Annotated in this window: 12 protein-coding genes; 5 read left to right on the top strand and 7 right to left on the bottom strand. The window is 62.8% G+C overall.

Going from position 1 to position 14,402, the window contains the following annotated elements:
- Positions 1-259 precede the first annotated feature (259 nt).
- Positions 260-1,528, top strand: coding sequence for a class I SAM-dependent methyltransferase (locus tag NKH19_RS05210; protein ID WP_352865136.1), 1,269 nt, complete (start codon positions 260-262; stop codon positions 1,526-1,528).
- A gap of 1 nt (position 1,529) precedes the next feature.
- Here the strand turns inward: NKH19_RS05210 and NKH19_RS05205 are convergent, their stop codons facing one another.
- Positions 1,530-2,279 carry an MOSC domain-containing protein gene (locus NKH19_RS05205; protein WP_352865067.1) on the bottom strand — a complete coding sequence of 250 codons (750 nt, stop codon included), beginning with the start codon at positions 2,277-2,279 and terminating at the stop codon, positions 1,530-1,532.
- Positions 2,279-4,234 (bottom strand): acetate--CoA ligase, encoded by a 1,956-nt coding sequence (gene acs / locus NKH19_RS05200; protein WP_352865065.1) that lies wholly within the window; start codon positions 4,232-4,234, stop codon positions 2,279-2,281. Before acs ends, NKH19_RS05205 begins: the two co-directional genes overlap by 1 nt.
- A 315-nt stretch (positions 4,235-4,549) precedes the next feature.
- Here acs and NKH19_RS05195 point away from each other — a divergent pair, with 315 nt between their 5' ends.
- Positions 4,550-4,822 carry an usg protein gene (locus tag NKH19_RS05195; RefSeq protein ID WP_352865063.1) on the top strand — a complete coding sequence of 91 codons (273 nt, stop codon included), beginning with the start codon at positions 4,550-4,552 and terminating at the stop codon, positions 4,820-4,822.
- Positions 4,823-5,130: 308 nt separating this feature from the next.
- On the opposite strand, the gene NKH19_RS05190 is transcribed toward NKH19_RS05195, so the two are convergent.
- A complete protein-coding gene (locus tag NKH19_RS05190) occupies positions 5,131-6,165 on the bottom strand; it encodes an aldo/keto reductase (RefSeq protein WP_352865060.1) in 1,035 nt (344 codons plus the stop codon).
- A gap of 57 nt (positions 6,166-6,222) precedes the next feature.
- Positions 6,223-7,404 (bottom strand): MFS transporter, encoded by a 1,182-nt coding sequence (locus NKH19_RS05185; protein ID WP_352865134.1) that lies wholly within the window; start codon positions 7,402-7,404, stop codon positions 6,223-6,225.
- Between the two features lie 119 nt (positions 7,405-7,523).
- Between NKH19_RS05185 and NKH19_RS05180 the strand changes: the two genes are divergently transcribed.
- Positions 7,524-8,432, top strand: a complete 909-nt coding sequence (locus NKH19_RS05180) for a LysR family transcriptional regulator (RefSeq protein ID WP_352865056.1) — start codon at positions 7,524-7,526, stop codon at positions 8,430-8,432.
- Positions 8,433-8,480: 48 nt separating this feature from the next.
- Here NKH19_RS05180 and NKH19_RS05175 read toward each other — a convergent pair whose 3' ends face one another.
- The 3 genes from NKH19_RS05175 to NKH19_RS05165 all read right to left on the bottom strand — a co-directional run bounded on the left by NKH19_RS05175 (position 8,481) and on the right by NKH19_RS05165 (position 10,835).
- On the bottom strand, positions 8,481-9,530 hold the full coding sequence (locus NKH19_RS05175) for an aldo/keto reductase (RefSeq protein ID WP_352865053.1): 1,050 nt from the start codon (positions 9,528-9,530) through the stop codon (positions 8,481-8,483).
- A 116-nt stretch (positions 9,531-9,646) separates the two neighbouring features.
- On the bottom strand, positions 9,647-9,973 hold the full coding sequence (locus NKH19_RS05170; RefSeq protein ID WP_352981889.1) for a hypothetical protein: 327 nt from the start codon (positions 9,971-9,973) through the stop codon (positions 9,647-9,649).
- A gap of 199 nt (positions 9,974-10,172) precedes the next feature.
- The gene (locus tag NKH19_RS05165; protein ID WP_352865048.1) at positions 10,173-10,835 is read right to left on the bottom strand and encodes a YggS family pyridoxal phosphate-dependent enzyme; all 663 of its coding nucleotides are present in this window, start codon (positions 10,833-10,835) and stop codon (positions 10,173-10,175) included.
- A 155-nt stretch (positions 10,836-10,990) separates the two neighbouring features.
- On the opposite strand from NKH19_RS05165, the gene leuS reads away from it, so the two are divergent.
- Together leuS and NKH19_RS05155 are read left to right on the top strand one after the other, a co-directional pair.
- A complete protein-coding gene (leuS, locus tag NKH19_RS05160; RefSeq protein ID WP_352865045.1) occupies positions 10,991-13,615 on the top strand; it encodes a leucine--tRNA ligase in 2,625 nt (874 codons plus the stop codon).
- A complete protein-coding gene (locus NKH19_RS05155; protein WP_352865043.1) occupies positions 13,602-14,180 on the top strand; it encodes an LPS assembly lipoprotein LptE in 579 nt (192 codons plus the stop codon). The genes leuS and NKH19_RS05155 overlap by 14 nt, the downstream gene beginning before the upstream one ends.
- The last annotated feature ends 222 nt before the right edge of the window (positions 14,181-14,402 follow it).

Here is a 14,402-nt window from a genome sequence, read left to right as displayed (position 1 = left end):
ATCTCGCGCCTTAACGGGAAGACTGCTTCCCGAAAGTGCAATCCGCTGAGGCCACGTTCTGGAAAACGAAATCACTCGACATCGGATCACCTCCTTTCGATTTGTTGAACACACCCTCATGATGGGGTGCGTTGCAGCAAAAGACAAGGCGTCGGTTTGAAAAAGCCATCCAGGCAGCTCCCGAGCCCGAGGTGGGTTGCGACCAGCCGAGCTGACGGGCAAACTGCCGGACCACGCCATGGTCTGGGAGGAAAGCGGCATGGAGGCAGCCGAGAGGGCAGCTCGGATCGTTCGAACGATCATCGAGACGTTGAAGCCAGGCTTCGCGGTCAGATTGTGGACCGGCGAACGGATCGGCCCCGTCACCGGCCCCGTGCTCACCATCAACGACCAGGACATCGTCTGGCAGATGGTCCGCCACCCCACCTTGTCGACGCTGATCGAAATGTGGATTTCCAAGACCGTCGACATCGAAGAGGGATCGCTATTCGACTTCTACGCGCTGCCTTCGCAGGGCAAGTTGAGGACGAAGCTCAAATCGCTGCCGAAGCTGGCGATCCTGCGAGACCTGCCGGCAGTTCTGTTTTCGCGAAAGCAGATGACGGCGCGGACCGATCTTTCGGGACGCAATCCCTTCGTCAGCGGTTCAAGCCAGGAAGCGATCCAGCATCACTATGACATCTCGAACGCTTTCTATCGGCTCTTCCTCGACGAGCGCATGGTCTACAGCTGCGGCTACTTCAAGGATTTCGCCAACAGCATCGATCAAGCCCAGATCGACAAGCTCGACCATATCTGTCGCAAGCTCCGGCTGAAGCCCGGCGAAAGGCTGCTCGACATCGGCTGCGGCTGGGGAGCGATGCTCATCCATGCCGCGAAGAACTATGGCGTCATCGGCCACGGTGTCTCGCTGTCGGAGGCGCAGACCAATCTTGCCCGTGAGCGCATCCGCGCAGAAGGGCTGGAGGACCGCATCACCATCGAGATAAAATCCTATGCCGAACTCTCCGGCTCGTTCGACAAGATATCGTCAATCGGCATGTTCGAGCATCTCGGCCTTGCCAATCATGCGGCCTATTTCTCGACCGTTCATCGCCTGCTCAATCCGGGTGGCATCTACCTGCATCACGCCATCACCAGGCGCAGCAAGGGCGATATGAAAAAGACCTTGCGCAAAGGACCGGAATACAAGGCGCTGATCAAATACATCTTCCCCGGCGGCGAACTCGACACCATCGGCATGACGCTCGGCAATCTCGAGGCCCATGGTTTTCTCGTCTACGATGTCGAGAACCTGCGCGAGCACTACGCCCGCACCTGCAGGCTGTGGGCCGAGCGCCTGCACGCACGCTTCGGTGAGGCAATCGCCGAGGTGGGCGAGCCGAAGGCACGCCTGTGGCTGCTCTACCTGACCGGCTGTTCGATCACCTTCGAGCGCGCCTCGGCGCAGATTTTCCAGACCGTTGCCACCAAGCGCGCGCGTGGCCCGAGCGGCTTGCCGCCGACGCGGGCGGATCTGTATCGGTAGCTTACCGGAAGCGCATCATGTCGCCGATCTCGATGCTGGCCGGCCGGTCGACCGTGCAATAGACGCCGAGATTGTGCGCGTTGTGGCGAACCAGATTGCGCAGGATCGCCGGATCGTTGTCGAAGCCATCCTGGGCGATGATGGTGAAACCGCAGCGGCGGCACGGTTCCGAGATGGTTAGCAGGAGATCACCGATGGCAAGCTTGCGGCCGATCCATTCCGTCTCGGGAAACGACCCTTCGATTGCCGCCATGTCGACGACGATGTTGGGGCGGAAGCGGCGTGGGTCGGTGGCCCCTTCCGGATGCAGCGCCTTCAAGCGGGCCAGTGAAGCCGTGGTCAGAAGATGGATCGGGGCCTTGCGATAGCGTTCCGCCGTCAGCGGGCCGGAATAGCCCGAGGCGGCGTTCTCCCGGCGAAACGGCCGGATCGAGGCCTCGAAGCCAAGATAGGCCGATACCGCGCGGTCGCTCTCGATACCCGGCGCAGCCAGCCAGTCGCCGTTCGGAACGGCGATCTCGAGTTCGCGGCCAGGCGACAATCGGGTCCGGATGCGCGGCACCTTGTGCCACTTCGCCTCGCGGTCCGGTCGTGCGATCTCGTTGTCGGACGCGTCGACAAGGCCGAACAAGCGGTCGCCGTCGATGCTTTCCGAGCCGACAAGGATCGCGTCGAGCCGCTCGCCGGCGAGCGAACTCGCCGGATAACGCCAAAGCTCGGTGACGGAACCCAGTGCGGTCCTGGTTTGCATCAAGCCTTCTTGTTTTGCCGGTTGGCGATCAGGTCGTCGACGACGGCCGGATCGGCCAGCGTCGAGGTGTCGCCGAGTGCCGAAAAATCATCCTCGGCGATCTTGCGCAGGATGCGGCGCATGATCTTGCCCGAGCGGGTCTTCGGCAGGCCGGGCGCGAACTGGATCTTGTCGGGCGAAGCGATGGCACCGATCTCCTTGCGGACATGGGCGATCAGCTCCTTGCGCAATTCCTCGCTCGGCTGCTCGCCGGCCATCAGCGTGACGTAGCAGTAAATGCCCTGGCCCTTGATATCGTGCGGATAGCCTACGACGGCGGCTTCCGAAACCTTGTCGTGACTGACAAGCGCGGATTCGACTTCCGCCGTGCCCATGCGATGGCCGGAGACGTTGATGACATCATCGACGCGGCCGGTGATCCAGTAATAGCCGTCGGCGTCACGGCGGCAGCCGTCGCCGGTGAAGTACTTGCCCTTGTAGGTCGAGAAATAGGTCTGGATGAAGCGGTCGTGGTCGCCATAGACGGTGCGCATCTGGCCGGGCCAGGAATCGGAGATGCAGAGATTGCCGTCGGCGGCACCCTCCAGCACCTTACCTTCGCCGTCGACCAACTGCGGCTTGACGCCGAAGAACGGCCGCGTCGCCGAACCTGCCTTGAGATCGGTGGCGCCAGGCAGCGGCGTGATCAGGATGCCGCCGGTCTCGGTCTGCCACCAGGTGTCGACGATCGGCACCTTGCCGTTGCCGACGACGTTGAAATACCACTCCCAGGCTTCCGGGTTGATCGGCTCGCCGACCGAACCCAGCACGCGCAGCGACTTGCGCGACGTCTTGGTGACATGTGCATCGCCGGCGCCCATCAGCGCGCGCAGCGCCGTCGGCGCGGTATAGAAGATGTTGACCTTGTGTTTGTCGATGACGTTCCAGAAGCGCGACTGCGACGGATAGTTCGGTACGCCTTCGAACATCAGCGTGGTGGCGCCGTTGGCGAGCGGGCCGTAGACGATGTAGCTGTGGCCGGTCACCCAGCCGACATCGGCGGTGCACCAGTAGATGTCGCCGTCATGGTAATCGAAGACATATTGGTGCGTCATCGAGACGTAGACGAGGTAGCCGGCAGTGGTATGCAGCACGCCCTTCGGCTTGCCGGTCGAGCCCGAGGTGTAGAGGATGAACAGCGGATCCTCGGCCTTCATCTTCTCGGGCTTGCACTCGGCCTTAACCGTCGCGACCTCGTCATGGTACCAGACGTCGCGTCCGGCCACCCAGCCGGTCTTGCCGCCGGTGCGGCGCACGACCACCACCTTTTCGACTTTCGTTCCGGCCTTCGCGGCGATCTCGATCGCCTTGTCGGTGTTGTCCTTCAACGGGATCGGCTTGCCTCCACGCAGGCCCTCGTCCGCGGTGATAACGAAGGTCGACTTGCAATCGTCGATGCGGCCAGCCAGTGCATCCGGCGAAAAGCCGCCGAAGACGATGGAGTGGATGGCGCCGATGCGCGTGCAGGCCAGCATCGCATAGGCGGCTTCCGGGATCATCGGCATGTAGATGGTGACGCGGTCGCCCTTCTTGACGCCGTGCTTCTTCATCACATTGGCAAGCCGGCAGACGTGCTCGTAAAGCTCGTTGTAGGTGATCTTCTTGTCGTCGTAGGGATTGTCGCCTTCCCAGATGATGGCGGTCTGGTTGCCGCGCTTCTTCAGGTGCCGGTCGATGCAGTTGACCGAGACGTTGGTCAGCCCATCCTCGAACCATTTGATCGAGACCTTGCCATCGAAGGAGGTGTTCTTGACTTTGCCGTAGGGCTTGAACCAGTCGATGCGCTTGCCGTGCTTGCCCCAGAACTTGTCCGGGTTCTTGACGCTGTCGGCATACCATTTCAGGTAGGTGTCATTGTCGATCAGCGCGTTTTTCTTCCACGCCGGCTGGACGCGATGGACATGAGCCTCGGACATTCCTGACTTTCCTCCCAAACCGATCCGCCGACTTGAAACGCCGGCGGGATCGCGGCAAAGCCGCCGCGAATTCGGCGGCATTATTACCAGTTCGTCCGCCATCGCAATATTAGACGTTGGATTCGCGTGGCGGGATGCCGCAGGGACTTTCTCCAGGGCTGTCAGCACTCAGTTCGGCTCGCTGCTAACTGCATGTTTTCGCGCGGAAAACCCGTTTTCGATCAGGAAAAATCAATAGACAGTTAAGCAACGGCGCGCACAATCTGACGTTGGGAGGAAAGGAGACTCAACCAGAGACCGCCCAAGGGGACCGCCATGCGCGACCATTCCGAAATGGATCTGATGTTCAAAGGCTATGGCCTGACCACGGCCAAGATTCTCTATCATTTTCCCGACCACCCGCATCTGCTACAGAGCTTCATCTGGCAAGACTACGATCTGGCGCCGAAGTTTCCGGTGCTGATCAAGTTCATCGAATTCTGGAAGGCCGAGCTGGACGGGCCGCTGCATTCGATCAGCTACACACACCAGAAGCTGATCGCACCGAACGAATGGCGGAAGGTCGACGGCGAGTTCGTGCTGCATTAGTTTCTTGGCGCAGAAGTTTGACGCCAGCGAACCGCATACCTTGGCGATTGGCGGAAACGCCCATCATCTTCGTCATCCACGGGCGGAGCAAGGAGCGTAGCGACGCAGCGCAGACCCGAGGATCCATGCCGCGATTTCAGAGCGTTGCTGCGGTCCAGAATCTGCTCCGTCGCATTCCTCGACAGCCGTCACGGAATGGATCCCAGGGTCTCCGCGACGGAGCTTCGCTCCTGCTTCGCTCAGGGATGACGAAGTTGGGGAAGCATCGGCCAATCTCGAACGTTCCGCCGACACGAACGATCACGATATCAAACCGCCGGCGGGTTGAGCCGGGCGAAACCTTCCTGGCGGCGATAGGGAAAATACGGGTAGGGCGCGGTGACTTCGCTCGCCGCGTCGAGCTTCTTCATCTGATCCGGCGTCAAACTCCAGCCGACGGAGCCGAGATTCTGGCGCAACTGTTCCTCGTTGCGGGCGCCGATGATGACGGATGACACGGTCGGGCGCTGCAGCAGCCAGTTGATGGCGATCTGCGGCACGGTCTTGCCGGTTTCTTCGGCCACCGCGTCAAGGGCATCCATGATCCGGTAGAGATGCTCGTCCTCGACCGGTGGCCCGAAGCTTGCTGTGTCGTGCAGCCGGCTCTTTTCCGGCAAAGCCTGGCCACGGCGGATCTTGCCGGTCAGGCGGCCCCAGCCGAGCGGGCTCCACACCAGCGCGCCGACGCCCTGGTCGAGGCCAAGCGGCATCAGTTCCCATTCGTAATCGCGGCCGACCAGTGAATAGTAGACCTGATGCGCGACATAACGCGGGTAGCCGTGCTTGTCGGCTTCTCCCAGCGACTTCATCACTTGCCAGCCGGAGAAATTGGAGACGCCGACATAGCGCAGCTTGCCGGCGCGCACGAGTTCGTCCAGCGTCGACAGCACCTCCTCGATCGGCGTGCCGGCATCGAAGGCGTGCAGCTGCAAAAGGTCGATGTATTCGATGCCGAGGCGCCTGAGCGCATCGTCCACGGATTTGATCAGCCGCGAACGCGACGAGCCGTAATCGGCCGGACCGTCGCCCATCGGCAGCGAAGTCTTGGTCGAGATCAGCACTGCATCGCGGCGGCCTTTTATCGCTTCGCCAAGGACCTCTTCCGAAGCGCCGTTCGAATAGACGTCGGCGGTGTCGAACAGGTTGACGCCGGCCTCGAGGCAAATGTCGATCAGCCGCCGCGCTTCCCTGGCATCGCTGTTGCCCCAGGCGCCGAACAGCGGGCCGGAACCGCCAAAGGTTCCCGCGCCAAATGAGAGTGCGGGCACTTTCAGGCCCGATGCACCGAGGCGTCGATAGTCCATTTTCTTGCTCCTGGTGGTGTGGAAAAAAGGGTGTCGAAAGCGATCCGGTTTAGGTATTCACGACCGGACGGAGGCAGGCGCGCCGAGCGTGGCGATGCGATCGAGACGCAATGCCAAGCCCGCCACGGCGAGCGCCGCGAGCGGCAGCAGGGCGGCGACCCAGGTCAGCGAACCAAGGCCAAGGCCATGCGCAATCACCGCACCACCAAGCCAGGCGCCCGCGGCGTTGCCGAGATTGAAGGCGGCGATGTTGAAGGACGAGGCGAGACTCTGGCCGGCACCTTGCGCCCTGTCCAGCACCCACATTTGCAGCGGCGCCACGGTGCCGAAGGCGGCAGCACCCAGCAACCCGACATAGATGACGGCCATCACCTGGCTGTGGATGGCGAAGGTCATGGTTGCGAGCACCATCGCCAGCACCACGAGACTGCCCAGCACGGCGGGCACCAGCCAGCGGTCGGCGACCTTGCCGCCGGCGAGATTGCCGGCGATGAGACCGCCGCCGAAGACGAGCAGGATCGGCGATACCGCCGCTTCCTTGAAGCCGCTTATCTCGGTCAGCAACGGGGCGATGTACGTGAAGACGGCGAAGACACCGGCATAGCCGAGCACGGTGGTGGCGAGGCCGAGCAGGACGGGCGCGCGGCGCAGGACGGCGAGATCGGCGCGCAAATCGCTCTTTTCGGGCGCCGTCCGGCTGCGCGGCACCAGAGCCAGGATGACGGCGAAGGCCGCCAGGCCGACCAATGTCACCGCCCAGAAGGTCGCCCGCCAGCCAAAGGCTTGGCCGAGCCACGTGCCGAAGGGCACGCCGAGGATGTTGGCGATGGTCAGGCCGGTGAACATGAGCGCGATCGCCGAGGCCTTCTTGTTAGGCGCGACCAGCCCGGTGGCGACCACGGAGCCGACGCCAAAGAAGGTGCCATGGGCAAAGGCGGTGATGACGCGGGCGCCCATCAGCGTCCAGTAGTCCGGCGCCAGCGCACAGGCGAGATTGCCGAGCGTGAAGATCGCCATCAGCGCCAGAAGCACGGTCTTGCGCGGCCAGTTGCCGGTGGCGATGGTCAGCAAGGGCGCGCCGATGACGACGCCGAGCGCGTAGCCCGAAATGAGCTGGCCGGCGGCCGAGATCGAGACGCCGAGATCCTTGCTGACATCGAGCAGCAGACCCATGATGACAAATTCGGTGACACCGATGCCGAAGGCACCGGCGGCGAGCGCGTAGAGAGCAAGAGGCATGGCGGTTTCCATTTCGATGGCGACGAGCGCCGTCCCGCGCCCCGACCCGAAAGATCGTGTTGCCATGCATTGTGAACCAGACTTGCCTCGGGCACATTTTCTGTGAAATAGATTCACAGATGGCTAGACCCGACGTCAATCGCTCCGGCGAGATCGAAGTGTTCGTGCGTGTCGTCGAGGAAGGTAGTTTTTCCTCCGCCGCACGCGCATTGCGGATGACGCCGTCGGCGGTCAGCAAACTGATCGCGCGGCTGGAGGCCCGGTTGGGCGCGCGGCTGGTCAGCCGTTCGACGCGAAAACTGCAGCTGACGCCGGAAGGCACCGCGTTCTACGAAAGCGGCCTGCGCATTCTCGCCGACATGGCGGCGGCCGAGCAGGAGGCCGCGGCGGGTGCGGCACCGCGCGGACGGCTGCGCGTCAACAGCTATGTGCCCTTCGGAGTGCACCGGCTGATCCCGCTTCTGCCGCGCTTCCTCGAGCGCTACCCCGAGATTTCGGTCGATCTGGTGCTGAGCGACAGCGTCATCGACCTGATGGCGGAACGTGCCGATGTCGCCATTCGTGCCGGGCCGCTCAGCGAATCACGGCTGATGGCGCGCAAGCTTGGGCAAAGTCCGGTGGTCGTCGTCGCGGCGCCCTCATACCTCGAAACGCACGGCACGCCGCCGACACCGGCCGATCTCGACAGCCGCAACCGCATGGGCTTCGGTTTCGTGCGGCACCTCGACGGCTGGCCTTTTCTCGATGCGGCCGGCAATTCCATCATGGTTCCAATCATCGGCAACACGCTGGTGAGCGATGGCGAGGCGATGCGGCTGATGGCGCTGGCGGGCGCGGGCATCGCCCGGCTGGCCCGCTGGCATGTGGCGGCCGATATAGCTGTCGGACGGCTGGTGCCGATGCTCGAGGATTTCAATCCAGGCGACGAGGAGGCCACCCACGCCGTCTATGTCGGCCAAGGCCGGCATCTGCCAGCGCGGGTGCGCGCCTTTCTCGATTTTCTCGGGGAAAACGTTCGGCTGAGCTGACTGGTACTCGGGAGCCCATGGGCTCCCGAGATGTCGGCGTTGGCCGCGTTATGCTTTCGGCGAGAACGGGGCCGGGCGTCGGCCCGCGGCCTGACGCTCCAGCATCCAGCCGGGATATTCGGCCGGCAAGGCGCTGATCTCATCGAGGCGGACGAGATCATCGGTGTCGAGCTCCAGCCGTGTCGCCGCAAGATTCTGCTCCAGCTGCTCCATGCGGCTCGCACCGATGATGACGCTCATCACAAAAGGCTTGGCCAGGACATAGCCGAGCGCCACGGTGGCGACACTCACGTCATGCTTTTTGGCGATCTCGCGCATGACGGCGACAGCCGCCCAGGCACGGTCCTCGTTGACCGGTGGGAAGTTGAAGGAAGCGCGGCGTCCTTCGCCATTGCCCGGTGCACCGGGGCCGTATTTGCCCGACAGCAGTCCGCCGGCCATCGGCGACCACACCATCAGGCCGAGCTTCTCCTCATTGAGCAGCGGCACGATTTCGCGTTCAAGGTCGCGACCGGCGATCGAATAATACGACTGGACGGTCTCGAAACGAGCAAAACCCTTACGGTCGGCGATGCCGAGCGCCTTAGCGATGCGCCAGGCCTGCCAGTTGGAGACACCGACATAGCGGACCTTGCCGCTGGCAACGAGGTCGTCGAGCGCCCGCAGCGTCTCGTCGATCGGCGTCACCGTGTCGGTGCCGTGCAATTGATAGAGATCGATATGGTCGAGCTGCAGCCGCTCCAAGCTGGCGTCGACCGAGTCCATGATGTGGCCGCGCGACGAGCCGCGCTGGTTGGGGCCGTCACCCATGGCGCCGTGGACCTTCGTGGCGATGACCACGTTCTGTCTGTCGACGCCGAGATCCCTGAGCGACTGGCCGAGCAGCCGTTCGGACTGGCCGAAGGAGTAGACGTCGGCGGTATCGAAGAAATTGACTCCGGCGGCGAGCGAGCGGGCGACGATCTCGTTGACGCCCTTCTGGTCGAGGCTGGCGATCAGGCCCCATTGGGCATTTTCACCGGCGGCACCGAACGTCATGGTGCCGAGGCATAGTTCGGAGACGAACATCCCCGTATTTCCAAGCTGGTTGTAATGCATGGTCGAGCTCCAGAGAGTGCTGTAACATCCGAGTAAATAGGAACGGAACGTTTCGTTTCCAGCCCTTGCTCAAAAAATTCCTCATCTGGCCGGGCGTCGATAGTGCCTGCCGGCGTTCAGCCGGCCAGCAGCGCCACGATCGCGAAAGCCGTCATGCCGAAAGCGACGGCGGCGAGCGGCAGCAGAATTTCAAGCAGCGCTCGCTTGGTGGTGACGCGGTTGCCCTGGCCGAGATCGAATTCGCCAGCGATCCAATCCTCGAAACTGCCGACGTTCGAGGGTGTCCAAAGCCGGCGCCGATGCCGAATATGTCCGGCGATCGCCGGCAGCGCCACCGCGATGACGAGGAATCCTGTCATGACGACAAGAAGGTAGTCGGCGTAGCTGCTGCCGCCGAAACCCACCCAGGCAGACAGCGCATACCATCCGGCAAGCCCGGCCATCGCAAGATAGACGTCTGAATGCAGCTGTCGGAGACATGCCTGTTGTGAGGCCGGTCACTGGGCTGCTGCCCTTGGTGGGCGTGTTGGTTGCTCATGATGCCTCCTTCGACATTGCAAAGGAACGGCCATGATGGTCGCTCGGGTTCCCTGCTGGAATTAGGGAACGCCACCGACTTCGCAATGCGGTGCCATGACGCGGCTACCTAGCTCCGAAGATCGCCGAACCAACCCGGACACTGGTGGCGCCGAAGGCGATCGCCGTCTCGTAGTCGCCGGACATGCCCATCGACAGTTTGGCGACGCCGGCCTCTTGGCCAAGCTTCTCCAGCAGGGCAAAGTGCGGACCGGGATTTTCGTCGGCCGGCGGGATGCACATCAGGCCTTCGATGGCGAGGCCATGCACATCGCGGCAGCGGGCGACGAAGGCGACGGCCTCGCGCGGCTCGATGCCGGCCTTCTGCGGCTCGGAACCGGTGTTGACCTGGACGTAGAGTTTTGGTGCCAGGCGTTGCCTGGCAATCTCCTTGGCCAGTTCGGCGGCGATCTTCTCGCGATCGACCGTCTCGATGACATCGAACAACGTCACCGCTTCCTTGGCCTTGTTGGATTGCAGCGGACCGATCAGATGCAGTTCGATATCCGGGAAAGCCTCCTTCAGCGCCGGCCATTTGCCTTGCGCTTCCTGCACCCGGTTTTCGCCGAAGACGCGCTGACCGGCCTCGATGACCGGGCGTATATCGGCGGTGTCAAAAGTCTTGGAAACCGCGACCAGCGTCACCGCGCCAGCTTGGCGGCCAGCCTCGTGTTCTGCCGCAGCAATCTTGGCCTTGACCGTGAAAAACCGCTGAACGGCGTCGCCCATATGTAAATCCCGCTGTTTTGGCCCGCGTTTTTGTCAGACGCGATACCCATATGGTTGACGGGTTTGCCAAACCATGGTGAACACCCGGACCACATTCCCTGAACTGCCGAGCCGTCGCCCGCGGTTCGCGCATGCTTTTAAGTGAAAATAATCCCATGGCAACCGAACGATACAATCCGCGCGCGTCAGAGCCCAAATGGCAGAAGGCCTGGGACGCCAAGAAGCTGTTCGAAGCGCACAATGACGATCCGCGCCCGAAATACTACGTGCTGGAGATGTTCCCCTATCCGTCGGGGCGCATCCATATCGGCCATACCCGTAACTACACGATGGGCGACGTCGTGGCGCGCTACAAGCGGGCCAAGGGCTTCAACGTGCTGCACCCGATGGGCTGGGACGCCTTCGGCATGCCGGCCGAGAACGCGGCGATGCAGAATAAGGTCCATCCCAAGCAATGGACCTACCAGAACATCGCCACCATGCGCGAGCAGCTCAAGGTCATGGGCCTGTCGCTGGACTGGGCGCGCGAATTCGCCACCTGCGACGTCGACTACTACCACCGCCAGCAGATGTTGTTCCTCGATTTCGTCGAGAAGGGGCTGGTGACGCGCAAATCCTCCAAGGTCAATTGGGACCCGGAGGACATGACCGTGCTCGCCAACGAGCAGGTCATCGACGGACGCGGCTGGCGCTCGGGCGCGCTGGTCGAACAGCGCGAACTGACGCAGTGGTTCTTCAAGATCACCGACTTCGCGCAGGACCTGCTGGATTCGCTTGAGGGCCTCGACGAATGGCCGGAAAAAGTGAAGCTGATGCAACAGAACTGGATCGGCCGCTCGGAAGGCCTGCTGATCCGCTGGCCGCTGGCGGATGCTGCCGGTGGCGAGCATGAGCTGGAAGTCTATACGACACGGCCCGACACCATTTTCGGCGCTTCCTTCATGGCCGTCGCCGCCGATCATCCGCTGGCCAAGAAGGCCGCCGAGAGCAATCCGGCGCTGGCCAAGTTCATCGAGGATATCAGCCATGTGGGCACCTCCGCGGCGGCGCTGGAGACGGCTGAGAAGAAGGGTTTTGATACCGGCGTCCGGGTTGTTCACCCGTTTGACGACACATGGACGCTGCCTGTCTACGTCGCCAATTTCGTGCTGATGGAATACGGCACCGGCGCCATTTTCGGCTGTCCGTCCGGTGACCAGCGCGACCTCGACTTCGCCAACAAATACGGCCTGCCGATGATCCCGGTGGTGATGCCGGAGGGTGAGAATCCGGCGAGTTTCCAGATCATCGATGAAGCCTATGTCGACGACGGCGTGATGATCAATTCGCGCTTCCTCGACGGCATGAAGCCGGATCAGGCTTTCGACGAGGTGGCGAAACTGCTGGAACGGAAGACCATCGGCAACCGGCCGATGGCCGAGCGCAAGGTGAATTTCCGCCTGCGCGACTGGGGCATTTCGCGCCAGCGCTACTGGGGCTGCCCGATTCCGATGATCCATTGCGAGGATTGCGGCGTGGTGCCGGTGCCGAAGGCCGACCTGCCGGTCAAGCTGCCCGACGATGTCGATTTCGACCGGCCGGGCAATCCGCTCGACCGGCATCCGACATGGCGCCATGTGAAATGTCCGCGCTGCGGCAAGGATGCGCGGCGCGAAACCGACACGATGGATACGTTCGTCGATTCGTCCTGGTATTTTGCCCGCTTCACCGCACCCTGGGCGCATGAGCCGACGGATCCCATGGCGGCCAATGAATGGCTGCCGGTCGACCAGTATATTGGTGGCATCGAGCACGCGATCCTGCATCTGCTCTATTCGCGCTTCTTCACCCGCGCCATGCGTGAGGCCGGCCATGTCGATCTGGCCGAGCCGTTCAAGGGCCTGTTCACGCAAGGCATGGTGGTGCACGAGACCTACCGCGTCGGCTCGGCATCGAATGGCCGCTGGCTGGCGCCCACCGAGGTTCGGCTGGAGGACGTCGACGGCAAGCGCCGCGCCATCGAGATCTCTACGGGCGAGACGGCGACGATCGGTCCGCTCGAAAAGATGTCGAAGTCGAAGAAGAACACGGTCAGTCCGGAAGACATCACCGATGGCTACGGCGCCGACACGGCGCGCTGGTTCATGCTGTCGGATTCACCGCCAGAGCGCGACGTCGAGTGGACCGACGAAGGCGCCGCCGGCGCGCATCGCTTCATCCAGCGCATCTGGCGCCTGGTGTCGACGGCGGCCGAGACGCTGGCCGGCATCGAGCCAACGGCGGCTGACAGCGGCGAGGCCGTTGTGGTTTCCAAGGCCGCGCACAAGATCCTGAAGGCGGTCGGCGAGGATATCGAGAAGCTCGCTTTCAACCGCGCCATCGCCCGTATCTACGAACTGGCCAACGCGCTGACCACGCCGCTCAATGAGGTGGCCGAAGGCAAGGCCGAAGCGGTGCTGAAAGGCGCCTGCCGGCAGGCCGTGGAGGTTCTGGTGCATCTGATCGCACCGGTCATGCCGCATCTGGCCGAGGAGTGCTGGGAAACGCTCGGCGGCACCGATCTGGTTGCCGAACGGCCGTGGCCGGTGTTCGATCCGGCGCTGGTCGTCGACAACGAAGTCACCTATCCGGTGCAGGTCAACGGCAAGAAGCGGGGAGATTTGACAATTGCCCGCGACGCGGACCAAGGTGCTGTCGAAAAAGCGGTATTGGCTCTCGACTTCGTGCAGAAAGCGCTCGAAGGAAAGGCTCCGCGCAAGGTGATCATCGTGCCGCAGAGGATCGTCAATGTCGTTGCCTGATCAGGAAAAGACAGGGCTGAGCCGTGTGCTGCGCCATATCGCGTTCGCCGGCCTGGTCGGCTCGCTCGCGCTTGTCTCGGCCTGCACGGTGCGGCCGCTCTATTCGAGCGCGGCGCTGTCGGGTTCGCAGGCGAGCGCCAGCGCCGAACTGGCTTCGATCGCCATCAAGCCGGTCGGCTCGCGTTATGCCCAGCAGGTGCGCAACAATCTGATTTTCGGGTTTGGACGAGGTGCCGGCGAGCCGGCCTCACCGGCCTATTCGCTCAATCTCGGCGTGACCGAAGCCGTCGAATCAGCGGCGCTTGTGCAGGTGGGAACCAACGAGGACGAACCGACCGCCGGTTCCGTGACGCTGACTGGCAACTATACGCTGTCCGACGCGAAGTCCGGTGTGGTCATCGCATCCGGCAAGCGTTCGATCACCTCGTCGTTCGACAGGCCGCGTCAGGAGTTCGCCGCGTACCGGGCGCAGATCGATGCCGAGAATCGCGCCGCGCGCGAACTGGCCGAAGCGCTGCAACTGTCCATCGCCCAGGATCTGGTCAGGCACGCGAAGGCCGGCTAGCGCGGCTTATCGGTCTAGCGCCCAAGCATCATCAAACTCCCCACGGCACAGCGAGCAGATCGCGCCACCGGCGTGCGCTGTGAGATGACGATCCGGCGGCGTCGTCCGCAAAGGTTTGTCACGACGATTTCGCTGCCCAAGGATCGTTGCCGATCCATCCGGGAAGCAACTGTTAACCACTCGCTCCCTATTGCTCGGCAGACATTTCAGAGTGAGTCTTGA

The sequence above is a fragment of the Mesorhizobium sp. M1338 genome (assembly GCF_040318045.1).
Classification (GTDB): Bacteria; Pseudomonadota; Alphaproteobacteria; order Rhizobiales; family Rhizobiaceae; genus Mesorhizobium.
This window is presented reverse-complemented; position numbering and strand designations above follow the sequence as displayed.